Origin of the sequence: Comamonas sp. C11, assembly GCF_024496285.1 — a bacterium.
Lineage (GTDB): Bacteria > Pseudomonadota > Gammaproteobacteria > Burkholderiales > Burkholderiaceae_C > Comamonas > Comamonas testosteroni_F.
Map to the genome: position 1 here is coordinate 5,086,445 of NZ_CP101743.1, position 19,781 is coordinate 5,106,225.

Consider the following 19,781-nt stretch of genomic DNA (forward strand, 5'->3'; position numbering starts at 1 on the left):
CACAGCCGGCGCTGGCCGGCGTGATCGTGGTGAAGCCGCCGCGCCAGAACGGGCTGCTAGCCGTTGATCGCCGCTTGCTCGCCGGTTTCAGTGCTGTCGTGCAACTGCACGAACTTGCGCAGCAGGCGCTTGAACTCCGCCTGCTCCTCGGGCTCCAGCGCGGAAAGCATGCGCTGCTGCAGCTCGTAGACATTGGGCACAAATGCGGCCAGCATGGCTTCGCCCTCGGTGGTCAGACTCAAACGGCGCTGACGCCTTGGCAGCAGCTCGCGATGAATCCAGCCCTTGCTTTCCAGACGCGCAGCGATATCGGCCGTGGTCGAGTTGTCGAGTGCGACAAGACGCGCCAGCGTCACCTGGTCGATGCCCGGAGACTCTTGCAGCATGCGCAGGATGGCGTACTGAACCGGCGTCACATCGGGGCCCAGCACTTCTCGAAACAGCAGCGCAGCAATCTGCTGGGCTCGTCGAATCAGATGACCTGGCTGGTCGTAGAGATCCAGGGAAAGCGGGTTGGGTGTGGTGGGCGATTCCATGCAGCAGCGTAGCAAGGGCAGCGCTGACTATGGACAACGCTGACTCCGATTCGGGGAGCTGCAAGATTACTCCATCTACAGACATGATCTGCCCCGCCTGCCGCCGCTCAAGCCAGCGCCGCAACGCCCGACTCGTTTTTTTCCTCGTCAATCAGGCGCTCGATGATCTTGCGCGACTGCACGCCGCCGGCATCGATATTGAGCTTGAGCAGCTGACGCTGCGGATAGTCCTCGAGATTGCGCTGCTGCAGCTCCAGCATCTCCAGGTCTTCGCTGAAGATCTTGTGCTGGCCCTGCTTGATGGCCGCCGTCACCGATGCATCGCCGGGATTGAACTTGCGCGCCATGCCCCAGAAGTACCACATGCTGCCATCGGTCTCGGGCGTGATGAAGTCCACCACCATGCTGTAGACCTTGTGCTCGTCCGCGGCGTCATAGCCGCCCTTGCCGGCATGTGCCACACCCACTTCGATCAGCACATGGCTGGGAGGGGTGAAGCGGCAGACCTGCCAGCGGTCCACAGGCACTTCATCGGCCAGGCCATTGCTGCGCAGAGCCATCTTCCAGAACGGAGGCGCCTCGATGTTCTCCATGAAGCGGCTGGTGACCACCTCGCTGTCGCCTATGACCTCGGTCTTGCAGGGCGTCTCGTCGATCTCGGCCTGACCGATGCTGCTGGCATGCACATAGGTCTCATGGGTCAGGTCCATGAGGTTGTCGATCATCAGGCGATAGTCGGCCTTGATGTGGAACAGGCCTCCGTCATAGGCCCACTCGGGGTTGTCATGCCATTGCAGATCCGGGATCAGCGCCGCATCGGCCGCCTCCTTGTCGCCTGGCCAGACCCAGACAAAGCCGTAACGCTCTTCCACCGGATAGCTCTTGATCGCAGGAAAGCCGCGCACGCGCTGACCGGGCATGGCAACCGTCTTGCCGTCGCAGCCCATCTCCAGCCCATGGTAGCCACAGACCAGCTTGCCTTCGCAGACGCGGCCCAGCGACAGCGGCGCGCCGCGGTGCGGGCAGAAATCCTCGACGGCGGCCATCTTGCCTTCCTGGGCGCGGTAGAAAACCATGCGCTCACCACAGATCTGGCGCCCCAGCGGCTTGTCCGTGACTTCGGCAGCCGTGGCAGCGACATACCAGGTGTTGCGAGGATAGGTGGGCTGTGCTTGCTTGCTCATCTTGGGTGTCTCCTTGTATTTATCGTCAGTGTCTGGTGCGGGGGCAGTCTGCTGCGCCGAGCGACGGCCTCGGACCGGCCGTCAGCGGCTGGCGCGAATCAGTTGCGCACCGGGTACGCGCGTGGTCTCGGGCGAGCGCATGGCTTCGCGCAGATTGCGCCGCGCAATGCGCGAGTGCTCTTTCATCAGCGCCTCGGCACGCGCGCCTTCGCGGTGCTCGATCGCGTCTATCACTTCGCGGTGCTGCTCCTGCGCAAGCATCAGGCTGCGCAGGGCGCGCGGCGACTCGGAGTCGGCCACCACAAAGCCCGAGGGGGAGGCAAAGGGCAGGCGCTTGACCCGCTCCAGCTCGCGCTGCATGAAGCTGCTGCCCGACATCTCCAGCAGGATGTCGTGAAATTCGGAGTTCAGGGCCACATAGGCGGAAAACGCTTCGTCGCCCCAGTTCTGGGCATCCAGCACACGGTCGATGGCATCCAGACAGCGCGTGGCTCGCGCCAGCAGGGCCTCATCCACCCCGCGCTCGGCCGCCATGCGCGCCGCCAGGCCTTCCAGCGTTCCGCGCAGCTCGATGGCGTCCGACACATCGGCCTCGGACAGCACGCGCACCTTGTAGCCGCGCCCGCCAGCCGTGGCTTCCAGCATGCCCTCCTGCTCAAGCCGCATCAGCGCTGCGCGTATGGGAGTACGGGAGATGCCCAGACGCTCCGCCAGCACCAGCTCGGAGATGCGCTCGCCGGCCGCCATCTCGCCGGCAAGAATCATTTCGCGCAGCTGCAACTGCGCCTTCACGACCTGGGAATGGTTTTCTTCCGCTGCAGCAGCGGGGGCAATGGAGGGTGGCATGTCTCGCGGGGTATTTAGTTTTTGGCAGACGGAAGAAATGTATACATAAAAATCAAAAAACAGCGATTTAATTGCAATTCCAAGGGTAAACACCTAACAACATGTATACATACAAGCAAAGCCGTCAAAAAAGAAAGCCACCCGAAGGTGGCTTATCAAACGTCTGGCAAAAGGTGACCGCACTCAGGCAGGAATCTCCGATGACTCCGCCTGGTTGAGCTGCATATTCCACATGCTGGAGTAGCGCCCTCCGGCGGCAAGCAGCTCTTCGTGCGTGCCGCGCTCGATGATGCGGCCGCTGTCCATGACCAGGATTTCATGCGCCTCGACCACGGTGGACAGGCGGTGGGCAATGACTAGCGAGGTCTTGCCTTGCGCCGCGCTGCGCAGCTCGTTTTGGATGGCGCGCTCGTTGGCGCTGTCCAATGCCGAAGTCGCTTCGTCGAAGATCAGGATCGGCGGGTTCTTGAGCAGGGTGCGCGCAATCGCCACGCGCTGCTTTTCACCGCCCGAGAGCTTGAGACCGCGCTCGCCCACACGCGTGGCATAGCCCTGGGGCGTGCGCTCGATGAAGTCATGAATGCGCGCAGCCTTGGCCGCTGCAACCACCTGCTCCTGCGTGGCGCCCGGCTGGCCATAGGCGATGTTGTAGGCCACCGTGTCGTTGAACAGCACCGTGTCTTGCGGAACAATGCCCACGCAATGGCGCACGCTGCTCTGGGTCACCGTGCGTATGTCCTGTCCGGCAATGCGCACATGGCCGCCCTGCACGTCATAGAAGCGAAACAGCAGACGCGCCAGCGTGCTCTTGCCCGAACCCGAGGGGCCGACCACGGCCACGGTCTTGCCTGCAGGAATGGTGAAGCTCACATCATGCAGTATGGGCCGCGCGCTATCGTAGGCGAACTGCACGTTTTCAAAGCGCACCTCGGGCGGAGGATTGGTGATCTGCAAGGGCTGTGCGCCAGGCGCATCGGCCACTTCGCGCTCTTTGTCCATGAGCGTGAACATGCGGTTCAGGTCGGTCAGGCTCTGCTTGATCTCGCGATAGATCACGCCCAGAAAATTCAGCGGGATATAGAGCTGGATCATGAAGGCATTGATCATGACCAGATCGCCCAGCGTCAGCCTGCCGTCGACCACGCCCTGCGTGGCCCGCCACAGGATGGCCACCAGCGCTGCTCCGATGATGAGCTGCTGGCCGCAGTTGAGCATGGACAGCGTGGTCTGGCTCTTGAGCCGCACGCGGCGCAGGTTTTCAAGGTTCTCGTCATAGCGCGCGGACTCGAACTGCTCGTTGTTGAAGTACTTGACGGTCTCGTAGTTCAGCAACGAATCAATGGCCTTGGTATGGGCCGCCGACTCCTGGGCATTGGCCTCTTTTCTGAAGCGGGTGCGCCACTCTGTCACGGTAACCGTGAAGCCGATATAGAACACCAGCGCTGCCAGCGTGATGACGGCAAACCAGATGTCGAAACGCACGGCCAGAATGCCCAGCACCAGCGCCATCTCAATCAGCGTGGGCAGGATGGAGTAGAGCGAATACGAGATCAGCGACTCGGTGCTGCGCACGCCGCGCTCGATGTCCCGCGTCATGCCACCGGTCTGGCGCTCCAGGTGAAAGCGCAGGCTCAGGGCATGCAGATGCTCGAAGGTCGACAGCGCGATCGAGCGCGATGCGCCCTGCGTGGCCTTGGAAAAGACCAGATCCCGCAGTTCGGTGAACATGGTCGAGGAAAAGCGCAGCAATCCATAGGCCGCCAGCAGACCCACGGGGACCACCAGCACGGCCTGCGCCTGCCCGGGCTTGATATCCAGCGCATCGACCAGATGCTTGAGCAGGATGGGCACGCCCACATTGGCCAGCTTGGCGCAGATCATGAACACCAGCGCTGCCAGCGCATGCCATTTGTAGCGCCAGATATAGGGAAAGAGGCGACGCAGCGTGGCGCCGTCTGACTGGTTTGCCGCTACCGCGGCTTCTTCTGGGGTTGCAGGTAACTGTGAACGCATTGTGGGGCTGTGTCGCCCTGCAGGCAGTCGGAGCCGCGGTAGAGGGCGTCTATTTCTATGACGGGAATCTGGGTACCCGCGAATTCTGCCTGTCCCGTCACTTTTGCGCTCACCCAGACCAGGGTGAAGGGCTGCAGCAACTGTCTGTCATAGGAGCCAGCACCGCAGGCCTTGAAGAAGCTTGCCTCGCGCGGCCAGGTCAGAAAGCCCTGCTCGCTGAACTCGGCATGCAGCAGAACCATGCAATCGCGCTGCTCGCTGGCCGACTCTATGGTGCGCAGCCCGCCAGCCCAGCAGACACGCGCATTCAGCGCACCGGCCTGCAGGGCCTGCCTGGGAGTCATTGCAGTGAAAGGACCGGCCAGCGCTGCCGCGCCGGTCAAGGGTTCCGGATGGCAAGAGGGCTGCACGGCCTGCACAAGCGGCTTGAGCGGCGTTGCAGATGTCACAGCGTCTCTGTCCAATATTGGGGCTTTTACCGGATGGCTGCTGCAGGCCGCAAGCACGACACTCAGGCATCCGAAGATCCACCACAAACACCGCTGCATAGTTACCCCCTACTTACTTGCCCGAACCGTCGTTAGTGGCTTTTTCTCGCCAACCTGGTAGAAACCCGATGTTGAGGGACAATTCAATCTTTCCATTCGTGTCACAGATTTCCATGCCCCCCCGTTCGCCCGACCTTCCCAGCGTTGCCCTGCCCGCCGACAAGGAACTGGTTCTCAAAGTCGTGCCCATGCCTGCCGATGTCAATGCCAATGGCGACATCTTCGGTGGCTGGGTCATGGCGCAGGTGGACCTGGCCGGCTCGGTGCTGCCGCAGCGCATCAGCCACACCCGCATGGTGACCGTGGCCGTCAACGAATTCATCTTCAAGCAACCCGTGCGCGTGGGCGACATTCTGTCCTTTTATGCCGGCGTGCAGCATGTGGGTCGCACCTCGGTCGCCGTGGATGTGGAAGTCTTTGCCGAGCGCTTTTCCGACCAAGGCAAATATGTGAAGGTGACCGAGGCTCGCCTGACCTATGTGGCCATTGATGCTACCGGCAAGCCCCAGTCTCTGCCGGATACCGAGCAAACACGTGCCTGGCGTGAAAAAATCCAGGCTCAGGCAGCCGCCAAGAGCTGATACACGTCATCGAGCATGAAAAAAGCGACCCCTGAAGGTCGCTTTTTTCATAGGCTGTGCGCAGAGATTCAGACGACTGCAGCGCTACCCGTCGTTTCGGTGCTGCTGGCCACAGTCCCCACCTGACTGCTGGTGCTGCCGGCACTGCTCTTGCTCCAGGCCGAAGCGGAGGCATTGCTGGCACTGCTGGTGCCGGAACGGGTTCCCGCTTCGATCTGTCCCGTCAGCTCGCCACCCTCTTCGATCACCACCTTGCCATAGCGGATCGTTCCGCTGACCTTGCCGGAGCCATAGATCACCAGCTTTTCACGCACCGTGAGGGTGCCGTCGAACTTGCCGTGGATTTCTGCAATATCGATCTCGGCCGTGCCGTGAAACGCCCCCTGCTCGGCAATCTTGATGACGCGGGAGTTCATGGTCGCCTCGACCGTTCCTTCCACGACCAAGGTGTCGCAGTCCGTGATTTCCACACCCTTGAGCTTGATGTTCGGACCGACGGTCAGCTTGCTGCCTCCGTTTTCCTCAGCAACAGGCGCGGTGGGAGCTGCAGTCGCAGCCGCACGCATGGGGCTGGATGGTGCCGTGCCGAGGCCCGCATTACTCAGGGAGCTGGTGCCCGATGTCGCAGCGCTATTCGCTGTCGAAAGCCCGGTGACGGAACTGCGTGAAGGAAAGTTATCGTTATCGCGTTTGCCGAAGAACGGGTTTTGCACAGCCATGGCAGGAATCTCCTAGTCAGAAAGTGCCATCCTATGCAGCATAAGTAGCAACATTTACCGTCATCTCGCAATAACGGTAAGCAAAGCTTTCACAAGTTTCAGTTACTTGCATGCATTGCCTGATCTCACACAATGAAAGATTTGGCTGCATCCGGGCAAGCGTTCACTTGCCTGTCTTTGAACACTTTTTGCTGCCAGTCCATATTTCGCTGGCGCTTTATGCTCTCGTTTCAGAGATCGTCAAGAGACGATATAGGCCGCTGTGCCGGTAGACAGCAGCTCGCCATCCATCGACAGAAACTCCATCTGGGTGTTCGCCACCCGCGAGCCCAGGCGCAGCACTCTGGCAGTGAGCAGAAATTCCCTGCCGATGCCGGGACGCATATAGTCCACACGCAGATCGATCGTGCCCAGCCGGGAAAAACGATGCAGTCTTTGCGCGGGCGTATCGTCCATATGCTTGGCCGCAATGGCCGCCATCACTGCCAGCCCGCCCATGGAATCCAGGCCGGCGCTGATCACGCCGCCATGAATGCGCTGATAGGCCGAATGTCCGATCAGATCAGGTCGCATGGCGATACGCCCCTGCACCAGCGTGGGCGTGATCTCGCCGATCTTGAGCCCTATGGTCTGATTGAAGGCCACGCGCGTTTCAAAGATCTCGCGCAAGCCGGAGATGAACTCCGGCTCGAACTGCACGGCCTCGGCAGCCTCCTGCGCTGAATTGAGGGACGGTACGGGCCTGGATGTCATAGGCAATCCTGAAAAACGGTCAAAGAAAAATCGCCCTGCAACGGGCGATTCTCAGATCGGCACTGGTACAAGCTGGCGAAACTGAGCTGGATTCGGCGCATGCCGAAATCAGGATGACGCTTTGGGTAAAACCGCCACCCATCGCTGCGCTCGCCTTGCTGCCGCAATGTCTGACTTCAGCACTGGCTGAAGTCAGGGTGGCGTTTTTGGCGAAATCGCCACCCATCGCTGCGCTCACCTTGCTGCCGCAATGCCTGACTTCAGCACTGGCTGAAGTCAGGGTGGCGTTTTTCCATGAAAGCCGTCAGTGCTTCCTTGGCCGCAGGCTCGCGCAGCATGCGGGCGAAGACTGCGCCTTCTTCCACGATACGCTCGCCCACTGCCTTGGCCTGGCCGCCCTTCATCAGGCGCTTGGTCTCGATCAGCGAGGACAGGGGCTTGCGCGCCAGCTTCCTGGCCTGGGCCTGTGCCACGGCATTGCATTCGCTGGGCGGCACCACGCGGTTGATCAGGCCTACCTCCAGAGCGGCTTCTGCCATGAAGGGCTCGCCCAGCAGCAAGGCTTCGGCGGCGCGGTGATAACCCAGCATCTGGGGCAAAAGCAGGCTGGATGCAGCTTCGGGGCATACGCCCAGGTTGATGAAGGGCAGCGAGAATGCGGCGTTATCGCCGGCATAGACCAGATCGCAGTGCAGCAGCAGTGTGGTGCCAATGCCCACGGCCGGACCACAGACGGCAGCAATCAGAGGCTTGGGGAAGGACGAGACTTCCTGCAGGAAACGCCACACGGGCGCATCGGCCCCCATTGCACCGGGGGTTGAGGCCTGCTTCAGGAAGTCCGCAATATCGTTGCCTGCGCTGAAGATGGCGATGTCGCCCTGAAACACCACCACGCGCACGCCTGCGTCAACCTTGGCGGCGGCCAATGCATCCGCCATCTGGGTATACATGGCCTCGGTGAAGGAGTTCTTCTTCGCCGCACGGTTGAAGGTGATGGTGCACACGCCCTCTTCGGTGTGCACCAGGATGTCCTGGCTATCCTGGGTATTGCTCATGATCTTGCCTTGTGAATGATGTGAACAGCTTGCCGGTCTCGGCGCGCTATTCCTTGTAGTAAACAATCTGGTGGCTGGTCGCCAGCATCTGGCCGGACTGGCTCCACAGCTGGGCCGTCTGGTCAAAAAAGCCGTTGCGGAACTCCTGCCCGCGCGCCTGCGCCAGCAGCAGTCCGTCGCCCGCCTCGGCCAGTTCCTCGCGTCCGGCATGGAAGTAGACCGTGATGGACACCGTACCCGCTGGCACGCGCTTGGAGCGACGCAGCCACGCCCGCGGAAAGAACACGTCGGAGACCGCAGCCAGCGACGCGAAATCCAGCGGACGCGGCGGATTGTCTCTCACCCAGAGCCGCGTCAGGCTGTCGCGCTCGGCCCCGTCCTCCTCACGCGGCAGGATTCCGTCCACAAATCGCATCTCATAGCGGGTCAGCCACTCTGAGGCCTTGAACAGCGGCGGCACGCGCTCCACCTCGGCGGCAGCCCGGACCTCGGGCATGGGCATATCGCTGACGCTCCAGGTCTGACGGCGTACCGCAGTCACGGCCGTGGCCGTGGTCACGATCTGCGGCTGGCCCTGGGCATCGGACTGGGTAATCGTCAGCAGCCAGTGCTGGGTGGAGCGGTTGGTTCGCACCGGGTTGGCGTCGATCTCGAAAGCACCCGGCCCCACGGCTGCCGCATAGTTGACGGTGATGGACAGCGGATCGCCCAGGCACTGCGGATGTTGCTGAATGGCCTGCACCAGGCTGGCCGCCGTGATGCCGCCGTAAGGGCCGACCATATTCCAGTAATCGGGCGAGGCCGTTCCCTGGTACTGATTGGGCACTCCCGTAGCGCTCAGCGCCACGGCACGATCAAAGGGGTGGAGGTCTGTGCTCATGATTGGCAGTGTTGCCCAAGGGCGGGAATGAAAGCCGTCAAACAGGTGACTCAAGCGGCCCGAACAAGGGTTTGCCTGGGCCACGGTCACCGTCGCGCCAGCTCTGCAGCAATGGCAACAGGGGCTGCCACAGTAGCTCACGCATCTCTTCCTTGAAATACCCCAGATGGCCTATGCGTCCGGCAGGAGCCAGCCTCGGGTCCACTCGCTCCAGCGTGCTGGGCGCACTTTTGTACCAGTCCACCAGCGATTGCACGCTGGCCAGCGACATCATTTCGTCATCCTCGAAATACAGCGCATGCAAGGGGTAGTGGGCTGCCGCATAGGCCTCGGCCGCCCAACGCCCCTCCACCCCCATGGCGTACAAAGGATTCAGGCACCAGCGACGCCATTGCCAGATCACGCCTGCCGGCAGATCGCCCACGATGCCCAGCTTGCGCCCGGGAAACGCGCCGTACAAGGCAGTGACCAGCGGAGCGACGCCCCACCAGAACAGCCGGACCATGCGCTTGGTTGGCGCAGCGTTGTCGCGCCAGTAGCCGCTGCCGCTGCCAACGGACAGCAAGCCGTTGATGGGCAGGGGAATGGAGGCCAGGCCCGGCAATTGCGAGCCCACGCTATGACCGATCCAGATCAGCGGCTGCAGGGGAAACTGCTGCTTGAGATGCGCTGCCACCAGTTCGCAGTCCTTGGCCCAATCCAGCAGGTCGGCCCTGGCGTCGCGCAACGGCACTTGCAGCGACAGGCCATGGCCACGGTAGTCGAAGGTCGTGACGCCATAGCCGTGCTCCGCCAGCCAGCGGGCAAAGGCCTGGTAATAGCTTTGCTGCACGCCCATGGCGCCAGCCACCACCACCTGCGCCAGCGGCGCTGTCGCCCTGGGCTGACACTGGCGCAGCACCAGATGGGCCGAACCCACGGAGATGGGCAAGGCCATCTCCGTCCATTGCACGGCGGCTTGTACCGGAACCTGCACGGAGGCTTGCGACTGGGCGGTCTGCATGGCAGCTGCGGCGTTCAGACGCGCTCGAAAATGCCGGCCGCGCCCTGACCCATGCCCACGCACATGGTCACCATGCCGTACTTGAGCTGCTTGCGTTGCAGCGCATGGACCACGGTTGCGGCGCGGATGGCGCCGGTCGCCCCCAGGGGATGGCCCAAGGCAATCGCGCCGCCCATGGGGTTGACCTTGCTCTGGTCCAGGCCCAGGGTGTTGATGACGGCCAGGGACTGTGCTGCAAAGGCCTCGTTGAGTTCGTACCAGTCGATATCGTCCTGCTTGAGACCCGCATAGCGCAACGCGGCGGGAATGGCCTCGATAGGGCCAATGCCCATGATGGCGGGCGGCACGCCCTTGCTGGCATAGCTGACGAAGCGCGCCAGCGGCGTCAGGCCAAAGCGCTTGACGGCATCGCCGCTGGCAATGATCAGCGCGCCCGCACCGTCGCTGGTCTGCGAGCTATTGCCCGCCGTGACCGTGCCGCGCGCTGCAAACACGGTGCGCAGCTTGGCCAGACCTTCGAGGCTGGTATCGGGGCGCGGGCCTTCGTCCAGACTCACGGTGCGCGTGCTGGCCACGGTCTCGCCCGTGGCGATGTTCAGCGTGCGGTCGGTGACTTCGATCGGCGTGATCTCGGCCGCGAAATCGCCGGCCTGCTGCGCCGCAATCGCGCGGCGGTGCGATTCGAGTGCAAACGCATCCTGCGCCTCGCGCGAGACCTTCCACTGCTGGGCCACCTTCTCCGCCGTCAGGCCCATGCCGTAGGCAATGCCCACATCGCCATCGCGCTCGAAGATGCTGGGCGAGAGGCTGGGCGCATTGCCCATCATGGGCACCATGCTCATGCTCTCCACGCCGGCGGCAACCATCACATCGGCTTCACCGACGCGGATGCGGTCCGCCGCCATGGCTACGGCCGACAGGCCGGAGGCACAGAAACGGTTGACGGTGATGCCGCCGATGCTGGTGGGCAGTCCCGCCAGCACGGCACCGATACGCGCCACGTTCAGGCCCTGCTGGGCTTCGGGAATCGCGCAGCCGCAGACGATATCCTCGATCGCCTTGGGGTCCAGGCCAGGCACCTGGGCCAGCGCCGCCTTGAGCGTGGTGGCCAGCAGATCGTCGGGACGGTAGTTGCGGAAAAAACCCTTGTGCGAGCGACCGATGGGCGTGCGCGTGGCAGCAACGATATAGGCGTCTTGTACTTGTTTCATGACCAAATTCCTTGGTTGTCTCTTAGCTCTTTAACCTGTGTGCAAGGCTTCAATTGCTTCGCGGCGCATATCAGCAGCCAGCGAGCAAGGGCCGCCCCGCGGCGTTGCTGGCGCCCCTTCCCGCAAAGCGAGAGAAGGGGGAAGGCGCGCAGCGACTCAGGGGGATGCTCATATCAATTGCGTACCGGTTTGCCAGTGTTGAGCATTCCGAGAATGCGTTCATGGGTCTTGGGGTGGGCAATCAGATGGCAGAAAGCCTTGCGCTCCAGGCTCATCAGATAGGCCTCATCCACCAGCGTGCCGGCATCGACATCGCCGCCGCAGACCACATTGGCGATCAGGCCCGCAATATGCTGGTCGAACTCGCTGATGAAGCCGCCATCGCGCATATTGACCAGCGAGCCCTTGATCGTGGCCTGGCCGCTGCGGCCCGCCACGGGGAAGCTGCGCTTGTGCGGCGCACGCCAGCCGCCAGCCGCCATGGACTTGGCTTCGTTGATGGCGACAAACAGCACCTCGTCCTTGTGGGCCACGATGATGTCGCTGTCCAGCAGATAGCCGAGCTTGCGCGACTCCAGCGCGCTGGTGCCCACCTTGGCCATGGCCGCAGCCGTGAAGCCTTCGGTCAGGAAGGGCAGCAAATCCTTGCCGGTGCTGGTGGCGGCATTTTCGGCAGCGCGGCGGGCGATATAGGTCAGGCCGCCGGCGCCGGGAACCAGACCCACGCCGACTTCCACCAGGCCGATATAGCTTTCCATATGGGCCACGCGGCGCGCCGAGTACACCGCCATCTCGCAGCCGCCGCCCAGCGCCAGCCCGTGAATGGCCGACACCACGGGCACCTGTGCATAACGCAGGCGCAGCATCAGGTTCTGCAGCTCCTGCTCGATGCTCTCGATGGCGTCCGCTCCACCGATCACAAAGGCAGGCATGGTGGCCTCCAGGTCGGCGCCCACGCTGAAAGGCGCATCGCCGGACCAGATGACCATGGCGTCGAAGTCGCTCTCGGCCGTATCCACCGCCTCCATCAGGCCTTCCATGACTTCGGGGCTGATGGCGTGCATCTTGTTCTTGATGCTGGCAATCAAGACCCGCTTACCGGAGGGGCTCCCATCCTCGTCCAGCGTCCAGGTGCGCAGCGCCCTGGTTTCGGCAATCGTCGTGCCAGCCGTCTGCCAGTCGGGCAGATCGGTTTCACCCAGCAGTTTCTCGGGGAACAGCTGGCGCTCGTACACCGGCAGCACACGGCGCGGCACGAACCTGTTCTGCGCAGGACTCCACGAGCCATTGCCCGTATGCACGCCGCCGGCCTCGGCCACCGGACCTTCGAAGACCCACTGGGGCAGCGGCGCCTTGCACAGCGCCTTGCCGGCGTCGATGTCCTCTTGCACCATCCTGGCCACCTCCAGCCAGCCGGCTTCCTGCCACAGCTCGAACGGGCCCTGCTTCATGCCGAAACCCCAGCGCATGGCCTGGTCCACATCGCGTGCGCAATCGGCAATGGATTGCAGGTGCACGGCGGCATAGTGGAAGCTGTTGCGCAGAATGGCCCAGAGGAACTGCCCCTCCTTGCCCTCGGCATTGCGCAGCAGCTTGAGTCGCTCTGCAGCGGGCTTCTTGAGCATGCGGCCGTAGACCTCGTCGGCCTTGCCGCCTGCGGGAATGTAGTCCTCGCTGTCGAGCTCGAACTGGAAGATGTCGCGGCCGACCTTCTTGTAGAAGCCCTTCTTGGTCTTCTGGCCCAGGTTGCCCAGCTCGATCAGCTTGGCCAGCACGGGCGGCGTGCCGAAGCTGCCGTAGAAGGGGTCGGTCTCCAGGCTCAGATTGTCCTGCAGGGTCTTGACGACATGGGCCATGGTGTCCAGACCCACCACGTCGGCAGTGCGGAAAGTGCCCGAGGAAGCACGGCCCAGCTTCTTGCCCGTGAGATCGTCCACCACGTCGAAGGACAGGCCGAAGTTCTCGACTTCCTTCATGGTGGACAGCATGCCGGCAATGCCGATGCGGTTGGCGATGAAGTTGGGCGTGTCATGCGCACGCACCACGCCCTTGCCCAGCGTGCTGGTGACAAAGGCTTCAAGCTGATCCAGCACCTCGGCCTGCGTGGTGGGCGTGTTGATCAGCTCCACCAGCTGCATATAGCGCGGCGGGTTGAAGAAGTGGATGCCGCAAAAGCGCGGCTTGATGGCGTCGGGCAAGGCCTCGGACAGCTTGGTGATCGACAGGCCCGAGGTATTGGACGCCAGCAGCGCATGCTTGGCGACGAAGGGCGCGATCTTGTGATACAGGTCCAGCTTCCAGTCCATGCGCTCGGCAATGGCCTCGATCACCAGATCGCAGCCCTTGAGCAGCTTCATATGCTCTTCGTAGTTGGCCGCCTGGATCAGCTCCACATCATCGGCCACACCGATAGGCGAAGGCTTGAGCTTCTTGAGATTGGCAATGGCACGCTCTGCAATGCCGCTCTTGGAGCCTTCCTTGGCGGGCAGGTCAAACAAAATGACCGGCACCTTGACGTTGACCAGATGGGCGGCGATCTGCGCGCCCATCACGCCCGCGCCCAGCACGGCGACTTTTTTCACATTGAATCGGGACATGAGCTATGTTCCATTAAGGGCCAGCGGCCTTGCCACGGACAAAACACGGGACTGGGGCGCTGGCTGTTTTTTGTCTTGAGATTTACTGAACGCGAATCCAGGTCTGGGTACGCCAGAAAGGACCGATGGAGCCACGCACCTCCAGCTTCTGGCCTTCATTGACGGGCGTCAGGCGCACGGTATAGGTCTTGCCGTTTTCGGGATCGAGAATCCTGCCACCTTCCCAGACCTCCTTGCCCTCGACCTTTTTGACGCCGCTGATCAGCGTCATGCCCACCACGGGCTTGTCCTTGAGCTCGTCCTTGCACTCGGTGCACAGCGCATTCGGGTCTGCGCCCTTGCGCAGCAGGGCCTCGACCTTGCCTGTGACCACGCCGCCGGCCTCGGTGATCTTCACCTGCGCCTTGGGCGTGTTTTCCTTTTCATCCATGCTGCGCCAGGTGCCTACGGGCGACATCTGCGCCCAGGCGGCCGACATGCTGCCCGCTACCAGTACAAGAGCTGCTACCGCTTTGATCTTCTTCATTTCCGAGTCCTTTATATTCAAAACAAGGTATGAATAGGCGCATGAAGCTACTCTTTCAATAGCGAAGCAGCATGCGCCTGCGCAGCATCAGGCCAGGGCCGCGTCGCTGTCCATTAGCGACTGGCTGCCGGCGCGCGCGGTGCGCATCAGCGTCGCCGTCTCGGGGAACAGCTTGGCGAAGTAAAAGCGCGCGGTCTGCAGCTTGCCCTGGTAGAAGGGATCTGCATTGCCGGCCGCGATCTCGCGCAGCGCCACCTGGGCCATGCGGGCAAACAGGTAGCCAAAGACCAGATGGCCGGCCACACGCAGATAGTCCACGGCGGCTGCGCCGACTTCGTCGGGGTTCTGCATGCCCTTGAAACCGATCTCGGTGGTGAACTTGGTCATCTGCTCGCCCAGCACGGCAATGGGCGTGATGAACTCGCTCATCTTCTCGTTGACGCCTTCTTCTTCCACCAACTGGGCGATCAGCTTGCCGAACTTCTTGAGCGTCGCGCCCTGGTTGCCCAGGATCTTGCGACCCAGCAGATCCAGCGCCTGGATGCCGTTCGTGCCTTCGTAGATCATGTTGATGCGCGCATCGCGCACAAACTGCTCCATGCCCCATTCCTTGATGAAGCCGTGGCCGCCGAAGACCTGCTGGCTCAGGGTCGTCGCCGCCCAGCCGTTGTCGGTGATGAAGGCCTTGACGATGGGCGTCAGCAGGGCCACCAGCTCGCCGCTGTCCTTGCGCACCTTCTCGTCGGGGTGGTGCAGCTCCTTGTCCAGCAGCAGGCCGCAGAAGGTGGACAGCGCGCGGCCGCCTTCTGCATAGGCCTTGGCCGTGAGCAGCATGCGGCGCACATCGGGGTGGACGATGATGGGGTCGGCCGGCTTGTCCTTGGCCTTCACGCCCGACAGGCTGCGCATCTGCAGGCGATCCTTGGCATAGGCCAGCGCATTCTGGTAGGCCACCTCGGTCAGTCCCAGCGACTGGTTGCCCACGCCCAGACGGGCCGCGTTCATCATCACGAACATGGCCTGCAGACCCTTGTTGGGCTCGCCCACCAGGGTGCCGATGGCGCCGTCGATATTGATCTGGGCCGTGGCATTGCCGTGAATGCCCATCTTGTGCTCCAGAGCACCGCAGAAAATCGGGTTGCGCTCGCCCAGCGAACCATCGGCCTGCACCTTGAACTTGGGCACGACGAACAGGCTGATGCCCTTGGAGCCGACGGGCGCATCGGGCAGACGCGCCAGCACCAGGTGCACGATGTTGCTGGTGAAGTCATGCTCGCCGGCCGAGATGAAGATCTTGTTGCCGGTGATCTTGTAGCTGCCGTCCGCCAGCGGCTCGGCCTTGGTGCGCAGCAGGCCCAGGTCGGTGCCGCAATGGGGCTCGGTCAGGCACATGGTGCCGGTCCACTCGCCGCTGGTCAGCTTGCCCAGATAGGTCTTCTTCTGCTCCGGCGTGCCATAGGCATGCAGAGCCTCATAGGCGCCATGCGACAGACCGGGATACATGGTCCAGGCCTGATTGGCGCTGTTGAGCATTTCATAAAGCGCCGAATTGAGCACGAAGGGCAGGCCCTGGCCGCCATACTCCGGATCGCAGGACAGTGCCGGCCAGCCACCCTCGATGAACTGCGCATACGCCTGCCTGAAGCCCTTGGGCGTGGTGACCTCGTGGGTCTCCTTGTTCAGCGTGCAGCCCTCTTCGTCGCCGGAGATATTCAAGGGAAACGTGACATTGGCCGCAAACTTTCCCGCCTCCTCGACCACCGCGTTGATGGTGTCGGCATCGACCTCCGCGTACTTGGGAATCTGCTGATAGGTTTCGGTGACCTTGAAGACCTCGTGCATAAGGAATTGCATGTCACGCAGTGGCGGGGTGTAGCTGGGCATTTGTCGTCTCCTGTGATGGTTGCGCGTTGAACGGTTTGCTTTTGGGGTTGGAACTGACGCGGGTTGTGAATGGCGTCAGGCGGCTGGCGGCTCGCTGGCATAGCGCGCCAGAATGTTGTTGAAGCCTGCATGAGCCCGCTCTATCGAGCCCTCGCTGTGCAGAAAGCGCGCCTCGTAATGCAGGGCAAGAATCAGGCCGTGAATTTCAAACAGCAACTGGCTGGCATCGGCATCGGCACGCAGATCGCCGCATTCCTGGCTTTGCACAATGGTGCGGCGCATGGCGGCCAGCCAGGTGCTGACGGACTCGGCCAGCGCATCGCGCACCGGCCCCGTGCGATCGTCAAACTCCACCGCTCCGCTGATATAGATGCAGCCGGAGTCGATCTCTATGGAGGTGCGCTTCATCCAGTTGCCAAACAGCGCGCGCAGACGCGGAATGCCGCGCGGCGCCTCGATGGCAGGATAGAAGACTTCCTGCTCGAAACGGTCGTGGTACTCGTGCACCACGGAAATCTGCAATTCCTCACGCGAGCCGAAATGGGCAAACACACCTGATTTGCTCATGCCCGTGAGTTCGGCAATCGCGCCAATGGACAGGCCTTCAAGGCCGATATGGGTGGCCAGATTGAGCGCAGCCTCGACAATCGTGGCCTTGGTTTGCTGACCTTTTGCGAGTGATCGGCCCGCAGACTTGGTGGCAACCCCCTCCACGGCCTTACTGGGGCTAACCACAGCTTGCGCCTCGGCGTGCAGCTTGCGAGACTTTGCGCTGGTCTTACTGCTCGCAGCCCCCCCGCGACCAGCCGGGTGCGCCACATCCCGACCTGCGGGCGAAGTTGAAGAACGGGAAGCAGAGGACGAGGCCATGAAACTCTCAATAAAACGAACGTTCGTTCTATTTTGCACAATTTCCGGCCGGTTTTGAATCCATCAAGGGTAAATACTTAGCCCCTCCTGCCCTGGTTTCTCGCGGACTTTCTCCCGGCAGCCGACCACAAAAAACGCCGCCAGTCCAAGGACTGCGGCGTTCCTGAAGGATTGTCCGGGAAGAGACTCAGACCACGACCATCATGGCCAGGCTGGCATCCAGGTGTTCGGTGGGCAGGCGGCGGAAGCCCGAGCGGGCATAGCGCTGCAGACGTCCCAGCGCAAACGAAGTCAGCACACTGGCCGCCACCGATGCTTCGGCCGTCGGTGCAGCAGAGCCCATGGCGCCTGCGGCAGGGCGCAGGCATTGACGCAAGGTGGACTCGATACGGTCAAAGAACTGGTTCATGCGGGTCTGCAGACGCTCGTGCTCGAAAACAATGGCGTCGCCGACCATCACGCGCACCATGCCGGGATTCTTTTCGCCGAACTGCAGCAGCAATGCCACCACGCGGTTGGCATTGCGCACGCCCGTGACCGGATCATGCGCAGCGTCGGGCACATCACGGCCCACGATCTGCTGCACCAGCGTGAAGACGGACTGCTCGATGAACTCGATCAGGCCTTCGAACATCTGGGCCTTGCTGGCGAAGTGACGGTACAGAGCCGCCTCGCTCACGCTCAAATGGGCAGCCAGGGCCGCCGTGGTAATGCGGTCCGCGCCCGGCTTTTCCAGCATGGAGGCCAATGCCTGCAGGATTTGCTCGCGGCGTTCACCGGGCTTGGGACGCTTGCGCGCAGGAGCCATGGCGGGAGCGGCAGGACTGTCCTCCGCGGGATTTTCAATATTGGAAACAGGCGACAGGACTTCAGACTCAGACATAGGCGACTCAGTATTTATTAGCAATTTTCTCACAGCCAGTTGCACTGTTAAGCACACGACTATCCTTACCGGCAGGCGTCAGGTGCGTCAAACCAACCTTAATACACAGCAGGCTTGCGGTCTCCACCCCAACTTTCACCCCCCGCTCTCACCAACACGCAAGCGTAACCGAGAAATTAACCTTTGAGAGCTTCAGATACCTCATGACTGCCTTCTGAAACTGATTGAACCGGAATTTCAAGTCTTACTAATAAGCCTTTACCGAAACTTCCATCTGCAAAACTCAGTACACCTTGATGCAATTGCGTTATTTCATCGGCAATTGCCAGGCCCAGACCGGTGCCTTCTTCAATCACCCCCTGGGCGCGATAGAAACGCTGGGTAATCTGGCTGCGCTCTTCCTCGGGCACGCCGGGCCCGTCATCGTCAACCTCGACAAAAGCCCATTGCTGCACACCTTCCATCTGCAGCAAGCTGGCGTCGTCCGTGCCCACGGGCCGGGGGCGCAGACCGCAGCGCAAGGTGACGCTGCCGCCTCTGGGCGTGTACTTGATGGCGTTTTCCACCAGGTTGGAAACCAGTTCGCGCAGCAACCAGCTATGGCCCCAGACCGATGCTGGCTCGACCTCGAGGCCAAAGTCCAGATGCTTGATCGAGGCACGATCGATAAAGGTCTCGAGCATGCTCTCGCAGAGTTCCTTGAGGTCCACCTCCTGCAGTGGCTGCACCTCGGCATTGCGCGCATCGGCACGCGACAGGGCCAGCAGCTGACGCGCCAGCTGGGAGGTGCGCCGGGTTGCATCGCGCAGTTGCTCGATCTGCTCCACCGTGAGCACGACCTGCGCCTGCTCACCCGTACGCTTGGCCAGGCGCCTGGCCTCCTGCCCGCTCAGGGCCCAGGCCTCCACCTGGGTCTGCAGGGCCGCCAGCGGCGTGCGCAGTTGATGGGCCGCATCGGCGACGAAACGGCGCTGGCCTTCGGCCTGGGCATTGACCAGGGAGAACAGGCGATTGAGCGAGCGCACCAGCGGGCGGACCTCGGCTGGCGAGGTCTGCTCGTCGATCGGGCTCAGATCGCGCGGCGAGCGGCGCTCCACCGCCTGAGTCAGCTTGTGCAGCGGCTTGAAGGCCCGGCTCACCGACCAGTAAATGGCCACGGCCGCGCCCGCAATCAGCAGCAGATTGGGCAGCAGCACATGCATCAGCAACTGGCGCACCCATTGCTGGCGCACATCGCTGCTGTCGGCCAGCATGACGACCATCTCGCCGGCGCCATAGGTTTCGGCCTTGAGCACGGCAACGCGATAGGTCACACCGTCGTGCTCCTGGCTATGGAATTCCGCCGTGCCGGTCGCCGGCACATCGAAGTTGATCCAGGTATCGCCTGCCACCACATTGCCTTGCAGATCGCCCACGGCATAGCCTGCTTCATCGCCCTGATTGCGCAGAAAGTCTTCGACGCTTGGCGTCAGCGACACCAGCGGCGGCGTACCGTCCGCAATCGAGGGCGCAAGCACCGAATCGGCCAGGGCCGGCAGCAAGCGCAACAAGCGCTGGTCATGCTGGGTGGAGGCCTCATCCGCAGCGCTGTAGCTGAACCAGCCACCCATGGCCGCCAACAGCATCAGCGGCACCAAAAGCAGAACCAGCAGCCGAAAACGCAGATTGGCAGTCATTAATGTTTATTGAATG

At 62.3% G+C, this 19,781-nt stretch carries 19 protein-coding genes; 1 reads left to right on the top strand and 18 read right to left on the bottom strand.

All coding sequences use genetic code 11. The features are described from left to right. Positions 1–56: 56 nt before the first annotated feature. The 5 genes from NOX35_RS23465 to NOX35_RS23485 form a co-directional block, all read right to left on the bottom strand. Positions 57–536 carry a MarR family winged helix-turn-helix transcriptional regulator gene (locus tag NOX35_RS23465; protein ID WP_182284632.1) on the bottom strand — a complete coding sequence of 160 codons (480 nt, stop codon included), beginning with the start codon at positions 534–536 and terminating at the stop codon, positions 57–59. A gap of 107 nt (positions 537–643) precedes the next feature. Further along, complete coding sequence (locus NOX35_RS23470) at positions 644–1,720, bottom strand: aromatic ring-hydroxylating dioxygenase subunit alpha (RefSeq protein WP_256494905.1); 1,077 nt, start codon at positions 1,718–1,720, stop codon at positions 644–646. Positions 1,721–1,801: 81 nt separating this feature from the next. After that, positions 1,802–2,566, bottom strand: coding sequence for a GntR family transcriptional regulator (locus NOX35_RS23475; protein ID WP_182284634.1), 765 nt, complete (start codon positions 2,564–2,566; stop codon positions 1,802–1,804). A 183-nt stretch (positions 2,567–2,749) separates the two neighbouring features. After that, positions 2,750–4,579, bottom strand: coding sequence for an ABC transporter ATP-binding protein/permease (locus tag NOX35_RS23480; protein WP_182284635.1), 1,830 nt, complete (start codon positions 4,577–4,579; stop codon positions 2,750–2,752). After that, entirely contained in the window at positions 4,537–5,028 is a 492-nt protein-coding gene (locus NOX35_RS23485; RefSeq protein ID WP_256494906.1) for a hypothetical protein, read from the bottom strand. The genes NOX35_RS23480 and NOX35_RS23485 overlap by 43 nt, the downstream gene beginning before the upstream one ends. A gap of 212 nt (positions 5,029–5,240) precedes the next feature. Here NOX35_RS23485 and NOX35_RS23490 point away from each other — a divergent pair, with 212 nt between their 5' ends. Beyond that, positions 5,241–5,708 carry an acyl-CoA thioesterase gene (locus NOX35_RS23490; RefSeq protein ID WP_029158370.1) on the top strand — a complete coding sequence of 156 codons (468 nt, stop codon included), beginning with the start codon at positions 5,241–5,243 and terminating at the stop codon, positions 5,706–5,708. 68 nt (positions 5,709–5,776) lie between these two features. On the opposite strand, the gene NOX35_RS23495 is transcribed toward NOX35_RS23490, so the two are convergent. The 13 genes from NOX35_RS23495 to NOX35_RS23555 form a co-directional block, all read right to left on the bottom strand. After that, positions 5,777–6,427, bottom strand: a complete 651-nt coding sequence (locus tag NOX35_RS23495; RefSeq protein ID WP_256494908.1) for a polymer-forming cytoskeletal protein — start codon at positions 6,425–6,427, stop codon at positions 5,777–5,779. Between the two features lie 240 nt (positions 6,428–6,667). Beyond that, the gene (locus NOX35_RS23500; RefSeq protein WP_256494910.1) at positions 6,668–7,180 is read right to left on the bottom strand and encodes a thioesterase family protein; all 513 of its coding nucleotides are present in this window, start codon (positions 7,178–7,180) and stop codon (positions 6,668–6,670) included. Positions 7,181–7,199: 19 nt separating this feature from the next. After that, positions 7,200–7,406, bottom strand: coding sequence for a hypothetical protein (locus tag NOX35_RS23505; protein ID WP_256494912.1), 207 nt, complete (start codon positions 7,404–7,406; stop codon positions 7,200–7,202). 34 nt (positions 7,407–7,440) lie between these two features. Then, positions 7,441–8,235 (bottom strand): enoyl-CoA hydratase, encoded by a 795-nt coding sequence (locus NOX35_RS23510; RefSeq protein ID WP_182284639.1) that lies wholly within the window; start codon positions 8,233–8,235, stop codon positions 7,441–7,443. Between the two features lie 46 nt (positions 8,236–8,281). After that, positions 8,282–9,115 carry an acyl-CoA thioesterase II gene (locus tag NOX35_RS23515; RefSeq protein WP_182284640.1) on the bottom strand — a complete coding sequence of 278 codons (834 nt, stop codon included), beginning with the start codon at positions 9,113–9,115 and terminating at the stop codon, positions 8,282–8,284. Between the two features lie 37 nt (positions 9,116–9,152). Beyond that, positions 9,153–10,118: an alpha/beta fold hydrolase gene (locus tag NOX35_RS23520; protein WP_182284641.1), complete on the bottom strand. Its 966-nt coding sequence runs from the start codon at positions 10,116–10,118 to the stop codon at positions 9,153–9,155. A 14-nt stretch (positions 10,119–10,132) separates the two neighbouring features. Continuing rightward, entirely contained in the window at positions 10,133–11,329 is a 1,197-nt protein-coding gene (locus NOX35_RS23525) for an acetyl-CoA C-acyltransferase (protein ID WP_182284642.1), read from the bottom strand. 173 nt (positions 11,330–11,502) lie between these two features. Continuing rightward, a complete protein-coding gene (locus tag NOX35_RS23530) occupies positions 11,503–13,926 on the bottom strand; it encodes a 3-hydroxyacyl-CoA dehydrogenase/enoyl-CoA hydratase family protein (protein ID WP_256494915.1) in 2,424 nt (807 codons plus the stop codon). 82 nt (positions 13,927–14,008) lie between these two features. Next, entirely contained in the window at positions 14,009–14,452 is a 444-nt protein-coding gene (locus NOX35_RS23535; RefSeq protein WP_182284644.1) for a DUF2147 domain-containing protein, read from the bottom strand. Between the two features lie 87 nt (positions 14,453–14,539). Continuing rightward, entirely contained in the window at positions 14,540–16,336 is a 1,797-nt protein-coding gene (locus NOX35_RS23540; RefSeq protein WP_256494917.1) for an acyl-CoA dehydrogenase C-terminal domain-containing protein, read from the bottom strand. 75 nt (positions 16,337–16,411) lie between these two features. Then, a complete protein-coding gene (locus tag NOX35_RS23545) occupies positions 16,412–17,206 on the bottom strand; it encodes a TetR/AcrR family transcriptional regulator (RefSeq protein ID WP_256494918.1) in 795 nt (264 codons plus the stop codon). 187 nt (positions 17,207–17,393) lie between these two features. Next, entirely contained in the window at positions 17,394–18,089 is a 696-nt protein-coding gene (gene slmA, locus NOX35_RS23550; RefSeq protein WP_034362795.1) for a nucleoid occlusion factor SlmA, read from the bottom strand. A 176-nt stretch (positions 18,090–18,265) separates the two neighbouring features. After that, positions 18,266–19,765: a sensor histidine kinase gene (locus NOX35_RS23555; RefSeq protein WP_256494919.1), complete on the bottom strand. Its 1,500-nt coding sequence runs from the start codon at positions 19,763–19,765 to the stop codon at positions 18,266–18,268. Positions 19,766–19,781 lie beyond the last annotated feature (16 nt).

Bases quoted from the DNA above. Each gene is read 5' to 3' on its own strand.
- NOX35_RS23500 (WP_256494910.1), bottom strand. From the start codon at position 7,180: ATGACATCCAGGCCCGTACCGTCCCTCAATTCAGCGCAGGAGGCTGCC.
- NOX35_RS23525 (WP_182284642.1), bottom strand. From the start codon at position 11,329: ATGAAACAAGTACAAGACGCCTATATCGTTGCTGCCACGCGCACGCCC.
- NOX35_RS23495 (WP_256494908.1), bottom strand. From the start codon at position 6,427: ATGGCTGTGCAAAACCCGTTCTTCGGCAAACGCGATAACGATAACTTT.
- NOX35_RS23555 (WP_256494919.1), bottom strand. From the start codon at position 19,765: ATGACTGCCAATCTGCGTTTTCGGCTGCTGGTTCTGCTTTTGGTGCCG.
- NOX35_RS23530 (WP_256494915.1), bottom strand. From the start codon at position 13,926: ATGTCCCGATTCAATGTGAAAAAAGTCGCCGTGCTGGGCGCGGGCGTG.
- NOX35_RS23510 (WP_182284639.1), bottom strand. From the start codon at position 8,235: ATGAGCAATACCCAGGATAGCCAGGACATCCTGGTGCACACCGAAGAG.
- NOX35_RS23540 (WP_256494917.1), bottom strand. From the start codon at position 16,336: ATGCCCAGCTACACCCCGCCACTGCGTGACATGCAATTCCTTATGCAC.
- NOX35_RS23465 (WP_182284632.1), bottom strand. From the start codon at position 536: ATGGAATCGCCCACCACACCCAACCCGCTTTCCCTGGATCTCTACGAC.
- NOX35_RS23475 (WP_182284634.1), bottom strand. From the start codon at position 2,566: ATGCCACCCTCCATTGCCCCCGCTGCTGCAGCGGAAGAAAACCATTCC.
- slmA (WP_034362795.1), bottom strand. From the start codon at position 18,089: ATGTCTGAGTCTGAAGTCCTGTCGCCTGTTTCCAATATTGAAAATCCC.
- NOX35_RS23505 (WP_256494912.1), bottom strand. From the start codon at position 7,406: ATGGGTGGCGATTTCGCCAAAAACGCCACCCTGACTTCAGCCAGTGCT.
- NOX35_RS23480 (WP_182284635.1), bottom strand. From the start codon at position 4,579: ATGCGTTCACAGTTACCTGCAACCCCAGAAGAAGCCGCGGTAGCGGCA.
- NOX35_RS23470 (WP_256494905.1), bottom strand. From the start codon at position 1,720: ATGAGCAAGCAAGCACAGCCCACCTATCCTCGCAACACCTGGTATGTC.
- NOX35_RS23520 (WP_182284641.1), bottom strand. From the start codon at position 10,118: ATGCAGACCGCCCAGTCGCAAGCCTCCGTGCAGGTTCCGGTACAAGCC.
- NOX35_RS23515 (WP_182284640.1), bottom strand. From the start codon at position 9,115: ATGAGCACAGACCTCCACCCCTTTGATCGTGCCGTGGCGCTGAGCGCT.
- NOX35_RS23545 (WP_256494918.1), bottom strand. From the start codon at position 17,206: ATGGCCTCGTCCTCTGCTTCCCGTTCTTCAACTTCGCCCGCAGGTCGG.
- NOX35_RS23490 (WP_029158370.1), top strand. From the start codon at position 5,241: ATGCCCCCCCGTTCGCCCGACCTTCCCAGCGTTGCCCTGCCCGCCGAC.
- NOX35_RS23535 (WP_182284644.1), bottom strand. From the start codon at position 14,452: ATGAAGAAGATCAAAGCGGTAGCAGCTCTTGTACTGGTAGCGGGCAGC.